21 protein-coding genes and 5 tRNA genes are annotated in these 18,571 nt (G+C 56.8%); 9 read left to right on the top strand and 17 right to left on the bottom strand.

Translation table 11 applies throughout. The features are described 5' to 3' along the window. Window positions 1-30: 30 nt before the first annotated feature. From J4E42_RS10085 to gltX, 6 genes are all read right to left on the bottom strand, one after another. Window positions 31-570, bottom strand: coding sequence for a TetR/AcrR family transcriptional regulator (locus J4E42_RS10085; RefSeq protein ID WP_008037648.1), 540 nt, complete (start codon window positions 568-570; stop codon window positions 31-33). A 183-nt stretch (window positions 571-753) separates the two neighbouring features. Next, window positions 754-829, bottom strand: a tRNA-Glu gene (locus J4E42_RS10080). 80 nt (window positions 830-909) lie between these two features. Beyond that, window positions 910-985: transfer RNA gene (locus J4E42_RS10075), tRNA-Ala, on the bottom strand. A 53-nt stretch (window positions 986-1,038) separates the two neighbouring features. After that, window positions 1,039-1,114, bottom strand: a tRNA-Glu gene (locus J4E42_RS10070). A 79-nt stretch (window positions 1,115-1,193) separates the two neighbouring features. Beyond that, window positions 1,194-1,269 (bottom strand) — tRNA-Ala (locus tag J4E42_RS10065). A gap of 239 nt (window positions 1,270-1,508) precedes the next feature. After that, on the bottom strand, window positions 1,509-2,990 hold the full coding sequence (gene gltX, locus J4E42_RS10060) for a glutamate--tRNA ligase (protein ID WP_207285149.1): 1,482 nt from the start codon (window positions 2,988-2,990) through the stop codon (window positions 1,509-1,511). A gap of 220 nt (window positions 2,991-3,210) precedes the next feature. Between gltX and J4E42_RS10055 the strand changes: the two genes are divergently transcribed. Further along, complete coding sequence (locus tag J4E42_RS10055; RefSeq protein WP_008028317.1) at window positions 3,211-4,260, top strand: HlyD family secretion protein; 1,050 nt, start codon at window positions 3,211-3,213, stop codon at window positions 4,258-4,260. A gap of 49 nt (window positions 4,261-4,309) precedes the next feature. Continuing rightward, window positions 4,310-5,800, top strand: a complete 1,491-nt coding sequence (locus J4E42_RS10050; protein WP_207285233.1) for an MDR family MFS transporter — start codon at window positions 4,310-4,312, stop codon at window positions 5,798-5,800. Window positions 5,801-5,937: 137 nt separating this feature from the next. Here the strand turns inward: J4E42_RS10050 and uvrB are convergent, their stop codons facing one another. Continuing rightward, window positions 5,938-7,953 (bottom strand): excinuclease ABC subunit UvrB, encoded by a 2,016-nt coding sequence (gene uvrB, locus J4E42_RS10045; protein ID WP_207285148.1) that lies wholly within the window; start codon window positions 7,951-7,953, stop codon window positions 5,938-5,940. A gap of 338 nt (window positions 7,954-8,291) precedes the next feature. On the opposite strand from uvrB, the gene J4E42_RS10040 reads away from it, so the two are divergent. Both J4E42_RS10040 and J4E42_RS10035 read left to right on the top strand, forming a co-directional pair. Further along, entirely contained in the window at window positions 8,292-9,488 is a 1,197-nt protein-coding gene (locus J4E42_RS10040; protein ID WP_008028323.1) for an amino acid aminotransferase, read from the top strand. Window positions 9,489-9,724: 236 nt separating this feature from the next. Beyond that, window positions 9,725-9,934: a hypothetical protein gene (locus tag J4E42_RS10035; RefSeq protein WP_008028325.1), complete on the top strand. Its 210-nt coding sequence runs from the start codon at window positions 9,725-9,727 to the stop codon at window positions 9,932-9,934. Here J4E42_RS10035 and J4E42_RS10030 read toward each other — a convergent pair. Next, on the bottom strand, window positions 9,931-10,161 hold the full coding sequence (locus J4E42_RS10030) for a hypothetical protein (RefSeq protein WP_008007186.1): 231 nt from the start codon (window positions 10,159-10,161) through the stop codon (window positions 9,931-9,933). The genes J4E42_RS10035 and J4E42_RS10030 overlap by 4 nt on opposite strands. 227 nt (window positions 10,162-10,388) lie before the next feature. On the opposite strand from J4E42_RS10030, the gene J4E42_RS10025 reads away from it, so the two are divergent. Both J4E42_RS10025 and J4E42_RS10020 read left to right on the top strand, forming a co-directional pair. After that, a tRNA-Asn gene (locus J4E42_RS10025) sits at window positions 10,389-10,464 on the top strand. 168 nt (window positions 10,465-10,632) lie between these two features. After that, entirely contained in the window at window positions 10,633-10,845 is a 213-nt protein-coding gene (locus J4E42_RS10020; protein ID WP_207285147.1) for a hypothetical protein, read from the top strand. A gap of 103 nt (window positions 10,846-10,948) precedes the next feature. On the opposite strand, the gene J4E42_RS10015 is transcribed toward J4E42_RS10020, so the two are convergent. Next, window positions 10,949-11,653 carry a hypothetical protein gene (locus J4E42_RS10015; RefSeq protein WP_207285146.1) on the bottom strand — a complete coding sequence of 235 codons (705 nt, stop codon included), beginning with the start codon at window positions 11,651-11,653 and terminating at the stop codon, window positions 10,949-10,951. A 203-nt stretch (window positions 11,654-11,856) separates the two neighbouring features. Here J4E42_RS10015 and J4E42_RS10010 point away from each other — a divergent pair, with 203 nt between their 5' ends. From J4E42_RS10010 to J4E42_RS10000, 3 genes are all read left to right on the top strand, one after another. Beyond that, window positions 11,857-12,087 carry a hypothetical protein gene (locus J4E42_RS10010; RefSeq protein ID WP_207285145.1) on the top strand — a complete coding sequence of 77 codons (231 nt, stop codon included), beginning with the start codon at window positions 11,857-11,859 and terminating at the stop codon, window positions 12,085-12,087. Between the two features lie 353 nt (window positions 12,088-12,440). Further along, a complete protein-coding gene (locus tag J4E42_RS10005; protein ID WP_207285144.1) occupies window positions 12,441-12,740 on the top strand; it encodes a hypothetical protein in 300 nt (99 codons plus the stop codon). Window positions 12,741-12,816: 76 nt separating this feature from the next. Further along, window positions 12,817-13,026 carry a hypothetical protein gene (locus J4E42_RS10000; RefSeq protein WP_207285143.1) on the top strand — a complete coding sequence of 70 codons (210 nt, stop codon included), beginning with the start codon at window positions 12,817-12,819 and terminating at the stop codon, window positions 13,024-13,026. A gap of 10 nt (window positions 13,027-13,036) precedes the next feature. On the opposite strand, the gene J4E42_RS09995 is transcribed toward J4E42_RS10000, so the two are convergent. The 8 genes from J4E42_RS09995 to J4E42_RS09960 all read right to left on the bottom strand — a co-directional run bounded on the left by J4E42_RS09995 (window position 13,037) and on the right by J4E42_RS09960 (window position 17,710). Then, window positions 13,037-13,711: a hypothetical protein gene (locus J4E42_RS09995; protein ID WP_207285142.1), complete on the bottom strand. Its 675-nt coding sequence runs from the start codon at window positions 13,709-13,711 to the stop codon at window positions 13,037-13,039. After that, window positions 13,708-13,890: a hypothetical protein gene (locus tag J4E42_RS09990; protein WP_207285140.1), complete on the bottom strand. Its 183-nt coding sequence runs from the start codon at window positions 13,888-13,890 to the stop codon at window positions 13,708-13,710. The genes J4E42_RS09995 and J4E42_RS09990 overlap by 4 nt, the downstream gene beginning before the upstream one ends. A gap of 2 nt (window positions 13,891-13,892) precedes the next feature. Then, the gene (locus J4E42_RS09985) at window positions 13,893-14,321 is read right to left on the bottom strand and encodes a hypothetical protein (RefSeq protein WP_207285138.1); all 429 of its coding nucleotides are present in this window, start codon (window positions 14,319-14,321) and stop codon (window positions 13,893-13,895) included. 666 nt (window positions 14,322-14,987) lie between these two features. After that, window positions 14,988-15,944 (bottom strand): hypothetical protein, encoded by a 957-nt coding sequence (locus J4E42_RS09980; protein ID WP_207285136.1) that lies wholly within the window; start codon window positions 15,942-15,944, stop codon window positions 14,988-14,990. Continuing rightward, window positions 15,937-16,290 carry a hypothetical protein gene (locus J4E42_RS09975; RefSeq protein WP_207285134.1) on the bottom strand — a complete coding sequence of 118 codons (354 nt, stop codon included), beginning with the start codon at window positions 16,288-16,290 and terminating at the stop codon, window positions 15,937-15,939. Before J4E42_RS09975 ends, J4E42_RS09980 begins: the two co-directional genes overlap by 8 nt. Next, window positions 16,287-16,754 (bottom strand): hypothetical protein, encoded by a 468-nt coding sequence (locus J4E42_RS09970; protein WP_207285132.1) that lies wholly within the window; start codon window positions 16,752-16,754, stop codon window positions 16,287-16,289. The genes J4E42_RS09975 and J4E42_RS09970 overlap by 4 nt, the downstream gene beginning before the upstream one ends. Before the next feature lies 1 nt (window position 16,755). Next, window positions 16,756-17,232, bottom strand: a complete 477-nt coding sequence (locus J4E42_RS09965; protein ID WP_207285131.1) for a hypothetical protein — start codon at window positions 17,230-17,232, stop codon at window positions 16,756-16,758. 91 nt (window positions 17,233-17,323) lie between these two features. Next, window positions 17,324-17,710 carry a hypothetical protein gene (locus J4E42_RS09960; protein WP_207285129.1) on the bottom strand — a complete coding sequence of 129 codons (387 nt, stop codon included), beginning with the start codon at window positions 17,708-17,710 and terminating at the stop codon, window positions 17,324-17,326. Window positions 17,711-18,571 lie beyond the last annotated feature (861 nt).

The following is an 18,571-nucleotide window of genomic DNA, read 5'->3' as shown; positions in this document are numbered from 1 at the left end:
GCTCTCACTCCTCAGGCCATTGCCTTCAGGTCATTGCACCGCCGACTTGGCGGCACGCAGCAATCGATCAGACAACTCTCCCGGCCCCAGCGCCCGCGCCAGAGCCAATCCACCGACCATCAAGGCCATGTCGGCCAGGGCTTTGTCGGTGTCTTCCGGGCTGGCCGCCAACTGCGCGACCATCATTTCCACGTGTTCATTCAACGCCACCCGAAATGCGTCCGGCAGGCGTCCCAGCTCGCCGACGGAGGCCGGGATCGGGCACGCGGATTCAGAGGAATCCCGGTGTTTGCGTGACAGGTAAAACGCCGCCACCAACGCGCGACGCTCTTCGCCGGTCAATTCGGCGTCCATGTCAGCGATCAAGCTACGGCGGTGACCGAGCAGTTGCTTGAACGCTTCCAGCATCATCGCGTCCTTGCTTTCGAAGTGCGCATAGAAGCCGCCAACCGTCAGGCCGGCTGCGCCCATCACTTCGCCCACGCTCGGTTCGGCCGGGCCACGCTGAATCAGCGCTGCGCTGGCGGCCTTGAGAATGCGTTCGCGGGTTTGAGCTTTTTTATCGTTCATCGTTGCCTCCGAATATTACGACTAGAATATTATTCTCATAATAATTTTCCGCAAGTCGTAGATGTGACCGCTGGTCTGAAGAACAGTTTGAGAGAAATGGGGGATTTGGCCAAACGCCAGACAAACAAAAGGGCCATTCAATAATTGAATGACCCTTATAAAATCCCGCAGAGCGGGTAATCGTGGCGTCCCCTAGGGGACTCGAACCCCTGTTACCGCCGTGAAAGGGCGGTGTCCTAGGCCACTAGACGAAGGGGACGCAAAACCTTCTATACAACTGATCAGTGCTGAGAGCTGATCGATTCAAGGCCGGTGTGGCCAGACCTTGAACTGTAAAATTGGTGGAGCTAGACGGGATCGAACCGTCGACCTCTTGCATGCCATGCAAGCGCTCTCCCAGCTGAGCTATAGCCCCGGATTTTTCGCCTCGCGGCGGAGCGGCATCTTGCGACATCGCTTCTGTAAAACTGGCGTCCCCTAGGGGACTCGAACCCCTGTTACCGCCGTGAAAGGGCGGTGTCCTAGGCCACTAGACGAAGGGGACGCAAACCCTTCTATACAACAGATCAACGCTGAGTGTTGATCGCTTCAAGGCCGGTGTGGCCAGACCTTGAAGTGTAAATTGGTGGAGCTAGACGGGATCGAACCGTCGACCTCTTGCATGCCATGCAAGCGCTCTCCCAGCTGAGCTATAGCCCCTCATCGCTGAGGACGGGGCGAATCTTAATGGCGCTTCGGAAACGTGTCAAATTTATTTTTAACAATTTCCAAAGTTTTTTGCCGACATAACAATCACTTACCGCCCTCCCCCCGTAAATCCGGGGTATACATCGATCTGTAGGAGCCAGGCTTGCCGGCGAACGGGACGCCTCGGTGTGTCTGGCACACCGCGTCATCGTTCTTCGCGAGCAAGCAACGCTCCTACAGGACCGTGGGAATCAGGCGATGTTGCCCAGGAGTTTTTCCCACTCCTTGTTTTCCTTCTTCGACACGCCACCGAGCAGGTCGATGGCCTGGCGCAGACGGAAACGCGTCAGGTCCGGGCCGAGGATTTCCATCGCATCGAGCACCGACACCGAACTCGCCTGACCAGTGATCGCTGCGAACATCAGCGGCATGGCGTCACGCAGCTTCAATTCCAGGGACTCGACCACCGCTTGAATGGTCGCGGTGATGCTGTCCTTCTCCCACTGACGCAGGCTTTCCAGCTTCCACAGAATCAACTGCATCAACTGACGAACCTGATCACCCGACAGCTTTTTCGATTCAAACAGCTTGGCATCCGGGTTCACGCCACCGGCGAAGAAGAACCCGGCCAGCGGTGCGACCTGGCTGAAGGTTTCAACGCGGCCCTGCACGTGCGGCGCGATCTTCATCATGTACTCGGGGTTCAGCGCCCAGGTCTGCAACCGGCTGGCGAACTCTTCCACCGGCAGGTCACGCAGCCACTGGCCGTTGAGCCACGACAGTTTCTCGATGTCGAAAATCGGCCCGCCGAGGGAGACGCGGCTCAGGTCGAAGTTGTCGACCATTTCCTGCAGCGAGAACTTCTCGCGCTCATCCGGCATCGACCAGCCCATGCGCCCCAGATAGTTGAGCATCGCTTCCGGCATGAAGCCCATGCGCTCGTAGAACGTCACCGAGGTCGGGTTCTTGCGCTTGGACAGCTTGCTCTTGTCCGGGTTACGCAGCAGCGGCATGTAGCACAGCTCCGGTTGTTCCCAGCCGAAGTATTCGTACAGAAGAATCAGTTTTGGCGCCGAAGGCAGCCATTCTTCGCCACGCAGCACGTGGGTGATGCCCATCAGGTGGTCATCGACCACGTTGGCCAGGAAGTACGTCGGCAGGCCGTCGGTCTTCATCAGGACTTGCATGTCCATGCGATCCCACGGGATCTCGACGTCGCCACGCAGCATGTCCGGTACCACGCACACGCCTTCGCTCGGCACTTTCATGCGGATCACGTGCGGCTCGCCAGCGGCCAGGCGACGTGCAACTTCGTCCTTGGACAGCAGCAGTGCACGACCGTCGTAGCGCGGGGTTTCGCCGCGAGCCATTTGCTCGGCGCGCATCTGGTCCAGCTCTTCAGCGGTGCAGAAGCACGGGAAGGCATGGCCCATCTCGACCAATTGCTGGCAATACTTCTGATAGATATCGCCGCGCTCGCTTTGACGGTAAGGACCGTGCGGGCCGCCGACGTCCGGGCCTTCGCTCCAGTCGATGCCCAACCAGCGCAGGGCGTCGAAAATCTGCTGTTCGGACTCACGGGTCGAACGCAATTGATCGGTGTCTTCGATCCGCAGGATGAACTCACCGCCGTGCTGCTTGGCAAAGCAGTAGTTGAACAAAGCGATGTAAGCGGTACCTACGTGGGGGTCCCCGGTAGGCGATGGCGCGATGCGCGTGCGGACGGTGGTCATGGCAAGTCTCGAAATGAAGATAAAACAAAGGGCGAATGGTAACAGGCGTTGCCCGCCCGGCTCCAGTGAGCAGGGCATTTAAGCCAAGTTTGCGTCTACAACGGGCCTGGGCCGGGATGAATGGTGGATTATCAGCCGATGGCATTTACCCACTATCGACTGTATGCCAAATTCGCCTGCTGATAACTTTCCTTACAATTTCTCGACTACAGTTTGCCCCATGCCTGCCCAACTCAAGCGTCGCCTGTCTATTTTCCTGCTGATCGTCCTGCTGATTGCCGGGGCCTTGTTTGCCCAGTGGTTCTTCAAAGGACGGTTTTATGAAAGCACCGATAACGCCTATGTCCAGGGCGAGATCACCCGTGTGTCGAGCCAGTTGGGCGCACGCATCGATCAGGTGCTGGTGCAGGACAACCAGCACGTCGAAAAGGGCCAGTTGCTGATCAAGCTCGAAGGCGATGACTTCCACCTCGCTGTCGACCGCGCCAACGCCGCCCTCGCCACCCGCCAGGCCGAACGCCTGCAAGCCCAGAGCAAACTGACGCAGCAAGCCAGCCTGATCGCCTCCAGCGAAGCGCAAGTCGCATCCAGCCAGGCCAGCCTCGGTCGCTCGCAGATCGACCTGTCCCGCGCGCAAACCCTGCGCAAACCCGGCTACGTGTCGGAAGAGCGCGTGACCACCCTTTCCGCCGATACCCACATCGCCCGCTCGCAGGTGACCAAGGCCCAGGCAGACGCACAAAGTCAGCGCCAGCAAGTCAACTCCCTCAGCGCCGAGATCAAGCGCCTCGACGCGATGATCGCCAACGCCAAGACCGATCTGGCCCAGGCTGAACTGAACCTGACCCGCAGTGAAATCCACGCGCCCATCAGCGGCATGATCGGCCAGCGCGCCGCCCGCGAAGGCCAATACGTGCAGGCCGGCGCTTATTTGCTGTCGATCGTCCCGGATCAGGACATCTGGATTCAGGCCAACTTCAAGGAAACCCAGATCGGCCACATGCAGCCTGGCCAGAAAGCCGAACTGACCTTCGACGCCTACGGCGACACGCCAATCGAAGCGCGGGTCGACAGCCTGTTCGCCGCCTCGGGCGCACAGTTCAGCCTGCTGCCGCCGGACAATGCCACGGGCAACTTCACCAAAGTCGTACAACGGATTCCGGTAAAACTGACCTTCGCCGCGGACAACCCGCTGCACGGCAAGATTCGTCCGGGCATGTCGGTCACCGCCAAAGTGAACATCAAAGACACCCCTGACGATGGCCGGTGATCAACTGATCCGCCCGGCCGGCGAACCGACCCGGCGGGACTGGATCGCCGTGATGAGCGTGATGCTCGGCGCCTTCATGGCGGTGCTCGATATCCAGATCACCAACTCGTCGCTCAAGGACATTCAGGGCGCGCTGTCGGCGACGCTGGAAGAAGGCTCATGGATTTCCACGTCGTACCTGGTCGCGGAAATCATCATGATTCCGCTCACGGCGTGGCTGGTGCAGCTGCTGTCCGCACGCCGTCTGGCGGTGTGGGTTTCGCTTGGATTTCTTGCCTCGTCCCTGCTCTGCTCGATGGCGTGGAGCCTGGAAAGCATGATCATTTTCCGCGCACTGCAAGGCTTCACCGGCGGCGCGCTGATCCCGCTGGCGTTCACCCTGACGCTGATCAAGCTTCCCGAACACCATCGCGCCAAAGGCATGGCCATGTTCGCCATGACCGCAACGTTCGCGCCCTCCATCGGCCCGACGCTCGGCGGCTGGCTGACGGAAAACTGGGGCTGGGAATACATCTTCTACATCAACATTCCGCCGGGCCTGATCATGATCGCCGGCCTGATCTATGGCCTGGAGAAAAAAGAAGCGCACTGGGAACTGCTGAAAAGCACCGACTACATGGGGATTCTTACGCTCGGTATCGGCCTCGGTTGTTTGCAGGTTTTTCTGGAGGAAGGCCATCGCAAGGACTGGCTGGAATCAAACCTGATCGTGACCCTGGGCAGCATCGCGCTGATCAGCCTGATCACCTTTGTGATCGTGCAGTTTTCCAAACCCAATCCGCTGATCAACCTCGGGATCCTGGGCAATCGCAACTTCGGCTTATCGAGTATTTCCAGCCTGGGAATGGGGGTCGGGTTGTACGGTTCGATCTTTCTGTTGCCGCTGTACCTGGCGCAGATCCAGAACTACAACGCCCTGCAGATCGGCGAAGTGATCATGTGGATGGGCGTGCCGCAGCTGTTCCTGATTCCGCTGGTGCCGAAGTTGATGAAGGTCATCTCGCCGAAATGGCTGTGCACCCTGGGCTTCGGCTTGTTCGGCCTGGCGAGTTTTTCCTCGGGGGTGCTGAACCCGGATTTCGCCGGACCGCAGTTCAACCAGATCCAGATCATCCGCGCACTCGGCCAGCCCCTGATCATGGTGACCATCTCGCTGATCGCCACCGCGTATATCCTGCCGCAGGACGCGGGCTCGGCGTCGAGCCTGTTCAACATCCTGCGCAACCTCGGCGGCGCCATTGGCATCGCCCTCCTCGCCACGTTGCTGGATGCGCGAACCAAGACCTACTTTGATTATTTGCGTGAATCGATTGTGCCGAGCAACCCGCAGGTCGCCGAGCGCATGGCGTCGCTGACGGACCGGTTAGGCAGTGAAGCGGCGGCGCTGGGCAAGCTCAGTGAGATTGCGCATCAGCAGGCGTCGATCATGGCTTACAACGATGCGTTTCATTTTGTCGGGATTGCGCTGGGGATCAGCATGATTGCGGTGTTGTTGACCAAGCAGTTGCCGGTGGGGTTGAAGGCAGGGGAAGCACATTGAGATTGAGGTGCCGCCATCGCGAGCAGGCTCGCTCCCACAGGGTTTGTGGGCGGACACAAATTATGTGAACACCCTCAAATAACTGTGGGAGCGAGACCGGCTTGCCGGCGATGAGGCCAGTAAGGGCACTGCAAAACTCAGACAGTAATCAACCGCTCCCGCAGCTTGGCAATCTCGTCGCGCATCTGCGCCGCCGCTTCGAATTCCAGGTCGCGAGCCAGCTGGTACATCTTCTCTTCCAGCGCCTTGATCCGCTTGGCGACTTCTCCCGGCGAACGCAATTCCGCTTCGTACCTGGCGTTTTCCTCGGCAGCCTTGGCCATGCCTTTGCGCTTCTTGCTGCGCGAACCCGGCACGGTGGCGCCTTCCATGATGTCGGCAACGTCCTTGAACACACCCTTCGGCGTAATGCCGTTGGCCAGGTTGAAGGCGATCTGCTTGTCGCGACGACGCTCGGTTTCACCGATCGCCCGCTCCATGGAACCGGTGATGCGATCCGCATACAGAATCGCCCGACCATTGAGGTTACGTGCCGCGCGACCGATGGTCTGGATCAGCGAGCGCTCGGAACGCAGGAAGCCTTCCTTGTCCGCATCGAGAATCGCCACCAAGGACACTTCCGGCATGTCCAGGCCTTCACGCAACAGGTTGATCCCCACCAGCACATCAAACGTGCCAAGGCGCAAATCGCGGATGATTTCCACGCGCTCCACGGTGTCGATGTCCGAGTGCAGATAACGTACGCGCACGCCATGGTCGGCCAGGTAATCGGTCAAGTCTTCGGCCATGCGCTTGGTCAGCGTCGTGACCAATACCCGCTCATCCACTGCAGCGCGCTTGGTGATTTCCGAAAGCAGATCGTCGACCTGAGTCAACGCCGGGCGGATTTCAATTTGCGGGTCCACCAGGCCGGTCGGACGCACCACCATATCAATGACACGACCGGCGTGTTCCGCCTCGTAGTTGCCCGGCGTGGCCGAGACAAAAATCGTTTGCGGGCTGATGCCTTCGAACTCGTCGAAGCGCATTGGCCGGTTGTCCAGCGCTGACGGCAGACGGAAACCGTATTCCACCAGCGTTTCCTTGCGTGAGCGGTCGCCCTTATACATGGCGCCGACTTGCGGCACGCTGACGTGGGATTCGTCGATCACCAGCAAGGCGTCGGCCGGCAAGTAATCGAACAAGGTCGGCGGCGCTTGACCTGGATCGCGCCCCGACAGGTAGCGGGAATAGTTTTCGATGCCGTTGCAGTAGCCCAGTTCGAGAATCATCTCCAGGTCGAAACGGGTACGTTGTTCGAGGCGCTGCGCCTCCACCAGTTTGTTGTTGGAGCGCAGGTATTCCAGGCGCTCCTGCAATTCGACCTTGATCCCCTCGATGGCATCGAGCAGGGTTTCTCGCGGCGTCACGTAGTGGCTTTTCGGGTAGAAGGTGAAACGCGGCAGTTTGCGGATCACCTCCCCCGTCAACGGATCGAAGGCCGACAGGCTCTCGACCTCGTCGTCGAACAGCTCGATGCGGATCGCTTCAAAATCGGATTCTGCCGGATGGATATCGATCACATCACCGCGCACGCGGAAGGTCGCACGGGCGAAATCCATGTCGTTGCGGGTGTACTGCAAATCGGCGAGACGGCGCAGCAAGGCGCGCTGATCGAGCTTGTCGCCACGATCCACGTGCAACACCATTTTCAAATAGGTTTCCGGACTGCCCAGACCGTAGATGCACGACACCGTGGTGACGATGATCGCGTCCTTGCGCTCCAGCAGAGCTTTGGTCGCCGAGAGTCGCATCTGTTCGATGTGGTCGTTGATCGAGGCGTCTTTCTCGATGAAGGTGTCCGAGGACGGCACATACGCTTCAGGTTGGTAGTAGTCGTAGTAGGAAACGAAATACTCGACAGCGTTGTTAGGGAAAAACGCCTTGAATTCGCCGTACAACTGCGCGGCCAGGGTCTTGTTTGGCGCCAGTACCAGCGTCGGGCGCTGAACCTGGGCGATGACATTGGCGATGCTGAACGTTTTGCCCGAACCGGTCACACCGAGCAACGTCTGGTGCGCCAGCCCGGCCTCGATGCCCTCGACCATCAGGCGGATGGCTTCCGGCTGGTCGCCGGCGGGCTCGAAGCGGGTGACTAGCTGGAATTCAGACATGAAATACCTCTGGGTTCACCCGTACGCGGTCAAACCGGACAGGAACGAGAAAGACCGCAAACGACCGACGTCGCCCGAGGAAAAAACTGGATTGTGCTCAATGTGGAGTCGATTGCCCTCTCTTTCAAGGCAAACGTCCTACATCCCTTGAAGCCTCTGACGCGGTCAATCGACTAACGGTCGAAAAATAATCGGAAAAACTTACGGTAAAAGCCGAATCGACTGTCGCCATCAATCGCGGATGACCTCTATACTAGCTCCCCGTTTGTGCACCGCTCTAGTGCATTCGGCTGGAGCGCGACACGTCCCTCCACACTCCATTCAGAGCCGCCGCAAAAATGAGCCTGTTCTCCGCTGTCGAAATGGCACCACGCGATCCAATCCTGGGCCTCAACGAAGCATTCAACGCCGATACCCGTACCAACAAGGTCAACCTGGGGGTCGGTGTTTACTGCAACGAGGAGGGGCGAATTCCACTCCTGCGCGCCGTTGTCGAAGCCGAGACGATTCGCGTCGCTCAACACGCTTCCCGTGGCTACTTGCCGATCGACGGCATCGCTGCCTACGACCAGGCCGTGCAAAAACTGCTGTTTGGCAATGACTCGCCGCTGATCGCTGCTGGCCGCGTCATCACCACTCAGGCCGTTGGCGGTACTGGCGCGCTGAAAATCGGTGCCGACTTCCTCAAGCAACTGCTGCCGAACGCCGTCGTGGCGATCAGCGACCCGAGCTGGGAAAACCACCGCGCGCTGTTCGAAACCGCTGGTTTCCCGGTGCAGAACTATCGTTACTACGACGCCGCGACCCACGACGTTAACCGTACCGGCCTGCTGGAAGACCTGAACGCCCTGCCGTCCGGCTCGATCGTTGTGCTGCACGCCTGCTGCCACAACCCGACCGGTGTTGACCTGAGCCCGGCGGACTGGAAAAACGTTCTGGAGGTGGTGAAAGCCAAAGGTCACGTGCCGTTCCTCGACATGGCCTACCAGGGCTTTGGCGATGGCATCGACGAAGACGCCGCAGCCGTGCGTCTGTTCGCTGAGTCGGGCCTGACTTTCTTCGTCTCCAGCTCGTTCTCCAAATCGTTCTCGCTGTACGGCGAGCGCGTTGGCGCCCTGTCGATCGTCAGCGAATCGAAAGAAGAAAGCGCGCGCGTGCTGTCGCAGGTCAAGCGCGTGATCCGCACCAACTACTCCAACCCGCCGACCCACGGTGCAAGCATCGTTGCCGCTGTATTGAACAGCCCGGAACTGCGCGCCCAGTGGGAAGAAGAACTGGCCGAAATGCGCCTGCGGATTCGCGGCATGCGCACCCAGATGGTTGACCTGCTGGCGAAACAGGCTCCTCAGCGCGATTTCAGCTTTGTCGGTCGTCAGCGCGGCATGTTCTCCTACTCCGGCCTGACGGTTGAGCAAGTGACCCGCCTGCGCAGCGAGTTCGGCATCTACGCCCTGGACACCGGCCGCATCTGCGTGGCGGCGTTGAACCAGAGCAACATCGACGTGGTGACCAAGGCCATCGTTGCGGTGATCTGAGTCGTGCGGTGATACAAAAAACGGGAAGCCCTTGGGCTTCCCGTTTTTTATTGACCGCAGATTATTCTCAACCCGACAACCAAGCCCTCTAGACTGCACACATCTACTTTGTAGGAGCCAGCTTGCTGGCGATGGCGTCCGTCCCGTCAATAAACAGGCTGGCTGACCCACCGCTATCGCCGGCAAGCCAGCTCCTACAGTGTTTGTGTACACCACCGGATTCGATGTGAGCCAATATGAAAAACGATGACCTGCGCGCTGAGCGCGATGACCTGGATGACCTGAATGACTTCATCCCCCGCACCCCGGCCAAACGCGGCAACAATCTGGTGCTGCAAGTGGCTGCGGGGGTCTTTCTTGGCGGCCTGGCGCTGTGGCTGGTTCAACTGGGCGCGACACTGCTGTACGCCAAACTGATGCTCGCCACCATTACGTTCGGCGGTTAAGCCAGTTCGGTCGCGCGTTGGCTGGCTGCATCGTCATAAGCGACGTACAGCGACTCGGCGACCTGGCTTTTGATGGCCTTGGTACTTTCCAGGCCCAGGACAAAACCTTCGGCCTTGCCGCCAGCGCGATTCAATTCGTCAGCGGTGCTGGCCTGAGTGATTGCGTCGAACAATTTTTCGGCGTGCGGACCGACGCCTTTGGGCAGGCTGATCTGAGCGATGCTCATGCGAACACCTCGTTGTGGCGAAGTGTGAGGGTTGGGTGATTCATGGCGCGTACCTTTTCGGCGAATGGCCGGCAGCGCGTGTCACCACTTCCGGGCGGCCATGGTAGACCTCTGGTGCGATTCTGGTAACCGCCAATCGCCGATAAACCGCCGTCCGTCCCGACGAATCGCTCAAATTGCCAACAGGTGCTTGACTTCTCTTTTTGAATCAGTAACATACACGCCATTCCGCGATAGCTCAGTTGGTAGAGCAAGTGACTGTTAATCACTGGGTCCCTGGTTCGAGTCCAGGTCGTGGAGCCAGACAAAACAAAGGCTTACGTCATCAGACGTAGGCCTTTTTTGTTGGGCGCGATTTTTCGTGTCTACATGAAGTCTATAAGGCCAGGCGGCCACCTGTCGGGGCGCAGATTCCGCCTATGCCGGGTCTACCACACTGACATATCGGGTCACGCTCAGGAGGTCGAAGCCGTGGACACCGTCAGATGGCAAACCATAAACACCAGCATCGCAATTCTTGAAATCAACTACGGCCAGAAGTTCGCACATATCAGGCTTGAAAATCTGGCGATACCCGACGATGCGGAGTCAGACGCGAGGACCTTTTATTTGGAGCGCTTGGCAGAGCTATTCACCGCGATCAATGCTAAGGGCACGTACTGGACAGATCGCCCTAGCGAATGAACAGCCCCCTGTGCGAAACAGGTACAGAGGGCTTTTCAAATTTCCTTCTCACGAATTCATTCGATCAGTTGTGAAAGAAACAACCTTTCGAATTGAAAAATGCTTAGTAACCGGCGGTTCCATCCAACTCAAGAGGGAAATCTGGGTCAATCCGCTCATGAAGGATCACTTTTTGGCCGTCGTTCTGACGGTAGACGCGGGTAGCGGCAGCCCATTTGTTAGGAGTCGTCCGCTTAAGCCTAAGCTCTTGAGTGAACGTCCCGTTACTTGCCGTGTAGAAGATGTTGAAACGGCGGTGCTGCCCGGTCAGAGGCTGAATCTCGCATTGACTGCACATCCCCTTGAACAAGGTGCCAATAGATAGATTGGTGTTTGCGGTCTGCATCCAATTGGGCGTATCCAGAGGAAGGTCAATGTCACACACGCGAATGCCTAAGTTCTGAAGATGGTATTCGCCCCTGTGGATGGCAATCCAGTTGACGTTATCGGCCATGACGGCCATGTAACAGAAACTGTCCCCACCAGTCATATGGTTCACCAGTTCCTGTGTCTTCACTTCAAGCTTGTCCACCAACCCGGTGACCCGCACTTCCAGCGTCTGTAGGCTGCTTTCCACACCGGCTTGCTTTCGCACCCGGAATATCTGCCCGGTCAACCAGCTTACGAGAAAGAACGAAGGGACCAATTCAGCCAGTACCGTCTCCACCGTAATGTTGCCGCCCCACAATACATAGGTCGTCCAGCCGCCAGCGATGAGCCCAGGAATCCAGAACTCTTTTAACAGCTGCTTAAACGTCCTCTTCCACATTCCCCATTCTCCCTAGCGCCCCAGCGGCAACCCAAGATGATGCAGTAGTGCAAGATGTAATTCACTCCCTATCTGTGAGTACGCCCGGTCGCCGATCCTGATTCCCTTCGGCTCAACAGCACATGCGCTACACTCTAAGGTGCGCCGATTTCCCATTTGCAGGGGCGCTCGCCAAATTCCTGCTAAGTGCGGAGTACACCGCCATGCCTTCCCTTCTGCTCGACCACGAAGCCCGTCTCGCCATCGTCAGTATCATCACCGATAGCCCTGAAACCGTCAGCGTCATCACCCTACCGTCCGGGCATCAGCTTCGGCTGTTTTGCCACTGCGGGCATGTCGCGATTGAGCTGGTCAGCAATGACCTGCTTGATGAAGCGGTCGACGTTTCCATGCAAGTGCTGGAGAACCTGCAAAGGAATCGTGATTGGAAGTGACAGAAAAGCCCGGTTAATGCCGGGCTTTTTTATTCCCGCTAGCGGGCCGGGGATTACCTCCCCGTTTCAGAGGACACACCCCCATAAACGGGCCGGACTCGACCATAAAATTGGTTACACCGGCCGGATTTATAGGCTCTTAAATTTTGGCATAGCGATTGCTCAGCGTTCACTAGAGAGAATAAAGCTGGGGCTACCGTCATGCGCTTTGAGCCCATAATTCTTACGTTGGCACTCATCCTGTTTATTTTCGCGATTGGGGGTGCTTGGAGTGTTATCAGTATGTTTAGTGGATAAGAGCAGGCGAACGCGATACGCGACGTCACCCTGCAAGTCCTGCGGGAGGTGCAGTGTTGGAAACCGTCAAAGACGTGCTGCTGCTGGCGCTCGACGCCACCATTGGCTTTCGCATGGCGAGCAGACACAACGGGGTCGCCGTCACCGCGCTGACATGGGCGGCTGAGGTCGTTTCCTTGCTGCCCGAGGATCATCCATTGTTTGAGAAGCTGGCACAGGTGGACGGTGAGCGCTGGCGCGATGTCGAGTGGCGGTTTCTTTCGCGTTGGGGCAGCGACAGCGAGGTGGTCGACTCCGGGTTAATGTTCGTCGTGGAACTGGGGGCTTTGGCGGACAGGTTCAGGGAAGAGGTATAGGAAATTGGCTCGCTTCGGCGGGCCTTTTTTATAGCTGCGGCTAAGCTTTGCGCATCACTCATCAAGGACGACCACCATGCCCTCTGACAACATCGCCACAGCGGATGCGCTCACGCTGCTCCTACACAATCAGCACGCCATTTGCGCGGCCATTGAAGAAATCACCGTGTGGCTTTCGGAGAATGGAGCAGGGGTTGTTGCCGATAACGCAGTGGCGGCCATGGAAACGCTCGACGTTAATGCACAAGCCATCACCGACGCCATTCTGCGGATACGCCAGTCTTAGGCGGGCTTTTTTATAGCAGGTCCCTGCCACGTCTACTCAGCCTTCTAGCGAGCTCACCCGCCGACAGTTTGGTCTGCACCTCGGGGGGCTGGTAGTAACCACCCTGTTCGCCGGGGCTGCCGCCGCGATAATTGCTGATGTTCACTTCTTGGGTTTCACGGACCAAGGCGGCATTGCGCCGTTCCTCGGGTGTCATGGGCAATTCTTCAGCCCAACGCTGGCGGTCGAGGTCTTCGGCGGGCTCCGGTTGTGGCGGTGAAGGTTGCCAATCGTTCAAGGCTTCCTGTGGCGTACGGGCTTGCTGTGGTTCTGAACCTGGGACACGCTCGGCGACCGGCGCCAGCTCTCGCTCCTGCGCGTAGTGGATGCCGAGATTCAAGGCAAATGCTACGCGCTGCGCTGCGGCAATCGGGTCACTGTTAAAGTTGATCTGCTGATTAAAAGTATTGCCTTCGCCGTCGTTATCCTTCTGCGGCGCTGGCATCAGTCTCGATAGAATCTGAGTGTAAAAAACTGTCTGGTTCCGTGGCTGTGACGCCCACTCGACCATCGCGGCAGTACCACCTAATTTTTGGAATACCGTGAGAATTGAGTGAGCAAGCTCGTTCGACACCAAAACTCTAGCGCCTCTGTCGATGCTGCCACGGCGGCGTCCCCCGGTCTTTCCACCGATCCGCGCTGTCATTTTGGTTCATCCAGCACAGCACGAATCGAATCTAGGGTGCCGTCAGGGCGGTAGGTGAAGTGCACTTTACCGGGCCTAGGCACCTGTTCGGATTGATCCGCCAGCCACTCGCTCAGCGCGTTAACCAGTAGAATCGCTTGCGCCTGTGAATCTTCGTTGGCGTCGAAATCGACTTTCATGGTCAGCCCCCCATCGGCGGCAGGTCGCCTTGTCGGTACATCTTCATCGCCATGATCCGGCCGTAACCGTCACGCTGAACAACCTCGCAGATGGTCAGCCGATCACTGCCTTCGGTGGCCATTTCCAGCGTTTGGATACCACCCAGTTCGTCGCGCCGTGTCACGGTCATGTTGACGGGCTTGAAGGGTTTTTGCACTGGTAGGGGCGCCGGGATCTGTCTGTAATCGGTGTAGGGATCTGGCTTATGGAACAATCGATCCAGCCGCTTGTTGGTCTGTTTTTCCGTTGCATCGGTTACACGGGAGGCCACTTCATCCGCGATCAATTGTTCAATCGCCGCGCCAATGCCACCAGATGTCTCGGGCGGTACGGGGATACGCTCTTGCCGACGTACCATTTGCCGTTCAAGTAGTTTTAACTTGGCAGACATGATTTAGCCGCCTCTATGTGATTGCCCAACGTAATCGCCTGCCCGCCGTGAAGTGCGATCACTACGGGAGGCAGCAAGTTGGATAACTTGGCGACTAAATCATCGTGCCCCCCAAGTAATAGCAGAGCGTCACGGACGGTTAGCCCTTCCAGAATCAAAGGATGGGGGTGTCGGATATCGGTCATTTTAAACCTCTACATGTAAGCTGGTGATAAACCCAGCACTAACGAGCGCGCAGCGTTTTGCGCCACACCCACGCCTGCCGTAGTGCAGGATACGAGCACTATCTTGCCTAAGCCTGCGAACAGAGCCGGATCAAGTGCGAGCACTTGCGCCGCCGAACAACTGTAGGTCAGGAAGCTACCCAAACTATCTTTCACCGGGTAGAAGTTCGTGCTGCCATCACAGTTTGACTTAAAGCCCATCGAAGCCGTGGTCCAGTTACTGCTGATCTGAATCGCAGACAGGCATAACCCGGTAAGTGACACGGGCTCACTTTCCCCGGTACTGGTAGTGCTCATTGTGATAGATGCGTACGATCTACCTGATGGTTTTGGAGCTACGACGTTTGCCATTTCAATTTACCTCTTTAGTTTGTTGGCGCTTCTGGCGCTTTTCCCATCTTTTGCGTTCCTTGGCGAGTTGAGCGTCAGCCTTTCGCATACATCACCGCCCGTCACGTCTGCGGAGAAGTTCGCGATAACGATTTTGAAGTTGTGGATCTTTGAAGTATTTGGCTCGATCAGGTCCGGCCAACATAGCTTCAAAGGCGCGGATTTCATTAGCGATATCAGCACCACTCCCTATTGAGTTGATCCCAATGGCCATGCCGTACAAACCGTCGATCCCCTCGAATGAGTTCATGAAATGAGTCCACGGCCAACTGCCAGTCCATTTATCAAAATGTTGACGCTCAATCGCGGGAAGACTCTCAAGGTATTGTTGCGCCTGTTGGACCACCTGCTGGTAGCCGTACTCGCCGTACTTGGCTGCGAGCCGTTGTAAGGTTTGTGCTTTAACCTGTTCGTTATGGGCCAAAAGCTGATTAAATTGTTGATCCGTCAAACTAGCAGTCGGATCAACATTGGAAGGTGACATCCTTGTCGACAATGCCCCCTGACCCGCGTCAGGAGTTTTTGAAACATGTTTTGCCAGCTTCGCCAGCCAAGTAATAGCCGCTGTCAGAAACTGTTGTTTTTGCCTTTTTGTTCCTGGCCGAATATTTTCAAGGCAATTGCAAAAGTCGTTTGCCATCCAATCGCTGGCCAGTTCACTTGGTAGCTCAAAGTTGTGAATGGCGCGAACTGGTCGAGGCGGCTTCAACGCACTGTCCATAAAATATTTTGCAGCGAACCCGATCAAGTTTGCGGGATATTTCAGGGCGCCCATATCGTTTAAAAAAAGCGTACTCAGCTCGTTCAAGGTGGCCTGCACATGAGCTTCTGTTACACCAGTGGCGAGCGGCGTGCCGAAAAACGTCAGGGTGCGCGGCGCGTGCTGGCGTTCATGCAAAAGGTCAACGTCGGTGTTTTGGGTCCAGCTATCCACCGGCGCCAAGGATTCGCCGGGGCTATACGGCTGTAATTCGCCACCGCTCAGAGATTCGACTAGATCGTTACTCATGACGCACCCCCGGTCCCCAGACCGTGAAGTAATCACCACGCTGGGTGATTTCAACTCCGATGGCTTTCAGCACCGCAGTCATGCCGTGGGCAAACAAGCGTGATTGCACTTCGGCGTAAGACTCACCATTAAAAGGCATTTCCGTGACTTCGATAATCTTTTCTACCAGTACGCACTCTTCCGCCACGTAAAAGCCGTGCTCTTCTTTATCGGTAATTGAAAACAGTGCGGCGGTGATTTTCTGGGTCATGTTCAACATGGTTTGGCCTTTTATGATTTGCATGATGTAGTGACGTGCTGGCATCACCGAAACAGCTTTAATCAAAACGTCCCTTAAATTATTCACAGCAGCGACTCCCGTCTCGGCGGAGCACTGTCGGCGATAAGTTTTAGTCTGGTCCAATATAAAGAGCAGCGCGGATGTACACGTTCACCCTGTATTGACCGACCGATGGGATCAACTGCGACCACCAGTTCCACCGGGGCAAAAGAGTTTTCTACCAACCCACATAAAGAGCAGGCTTCACGGGCGTTAATCAGGCGCCGGTGGGTAAGTTGAGTAGCATCCTTCGCATTGTCCGGTAGAGCTACACAGATGAGGCAGAATTGGCCCGTGATATGCCGGTAAAGTAACGTCTCATGTTCCAGTTCGAGTGTCCTCTGAGCCGCTTGCGTGCGTAGTACATGAGCAATCGCTGCTTTATCCGGGCTTGTGCCACGGTAAGCCAATTCAATGATCCGGTTCAGTGGCATTCGCACGGCCTGAACTTCCCGCGCCAGCCGTTGGATCTTAATAAAAATATCATTCATCTTAGTCAGCCTTGAAAGCCGGGTGGCTTTTCAATTCTTCGATGCACTTCTCTTTGCTGGTGGCGTTCTGCACTATAAGTACAGAGTCGCTTAAGCGTCGCGCACAATAGCCGTCAATTTGCGAATAAAAAATCTCGAAGTTAACCAGTGCGTCCGAACCATCGCCAATCACCATGCCCGGCAACTTTTTATAATTTAAAACCACGGTCGAGGTGAAGCTTTGGGAGGCCTCCAGTACCATCACATCGGCCATGGCTGAGCGGTCCTCCCATATCACCGTAAGTCGATCTAACGCATGAAGACGGTGGGCAATCGAGAGGTACACCCCGGATTCCGTCAGCAGTTGCGGATCGAAGTCTCGCGGCACAATCAAACAATGACGGACGAACCTGTAATCCTCGAATGACAGGCAGTGCGCTCCCAATGGACTCACTTTCTTCTTGGTTTCGATAGTGTCAGCGGATACGTCGGCGGTCATTTGTCTTACTCCGAAAAGGATGTAAAACATGAGTCTGCGCTTATTAGGGTGAAGGGCAATGACGGCGAGGGATCATGGATGCGACTTGAAGTCAGAAGTAATAACCATGTTTTATCAGTATGGCTTTGATTGTCTTCCTGCACGGTGCTTTCTCAATGTCGTAGCGTTTCTTGACGGTGCCGTGGTCCTCCTTGTAGTAATTCAAGTGATCTATCACCAAGGTGATGCGGAAAGCTTTGTTCGCCTGCATTACAGCGCGGCGCAAGGTGTCGTTATCCAAAGCTAACAACACCAAGGCTTCCAGATTGTTTGACCGGCATTGGCGAGCGTGGGCGCTGTCTGGTTGCTTGGCTTCCAATGCTTGAAGTCGATCAAAGTAGGCCAGTGCACGCGCAGCCTCATCAACGGGCATGTAGAGCTTTACCGCGACGTTGGTGGCGTGCGTAGAGCCAGCGGTCAGATCGAGAAAGTTGTTCATGTTCTGAATCCCTTTGGTTGATCGAGTCGAAAGCCGTTCATGCACCTGGCACCGCGTGGTCGCCATTCGTGATCGCGAGACTCGAATGGCGGGATGTCGAGCAGTGTCTGGCGGACTGGCTGAGGATGGATCGACCGATCTATCCACTTTTGATCCGTGGTCGCTGTAAGTTTCACCTGTTCAGTCCTCCAAATACTCAATCTGGCTGCGCGTGGGCTCGCTAGGGACGTGCTGGATGCTTTGCCCTCATCCTAGGCTTCCCCGACGCTTCAACGCTTCCTGACACCTGCTCAATCTGCCGATGAACTCACTGTAGGAGCCGTGCGGGTGGCCGTGATCGGTAGCCCAGTGCCGCCACTTCGCGAAGTCGAGGCCGGTCTGCGTTTCGATGAATTCCTGCATCAATGGATCTTTCATTTCCAGGCCCTCGACAGACCTAAACAGGTACGTTGTAGACACGAAAAGCTTCTTTTCACATACAAATAACCCTGAAATCCGCATTCCTGCGTATTGATCCAAGGGATTACATATCCTCTGATCAGCGCTTTTCACCTCGACGATCCGACTTTCTCAATCGGCCGGACGCCCCTCCAGTTTCTACTCTGTGCATGGGCGACATGGACGTGCATCACAGCAAACTCCGTTCAGTGGCCAAGCGCACCAATAGCGCGGCATAGCTCTCACCTGGGCGCCTGATGGCCGTTACAGCCGCCACGTCTTCCGGTGGCAACCACAAGTACAGTGAGAGCCAGCCTTCGTCCCTTCGGCGAGCACGGAGACTGCGCATCCGCTTCGCCGTCGCCGTCTTCGGTTTCGGAGCGGCCAACACCCAGCCTTGGCTAAGCAACCGTTCGATTTCCA

This window comes from Pseudomonas sp. FW300-N2A2 (assembly GCF_017351735.1).
In the GTDB taxonomy this organism is placed as follows: Bacteria; Pseudomonadota; Gammaproteobacteria; order Pseudomonadales; family Pseudomonadaceae; genus Aquipseudomonas; species Aquipseudomonas migulae.
The sequence above is the reverse complement of the archived record's forward strand: the minus strand, read 5'-3'. Positions and strand labels throughout refer to the sequence as shown.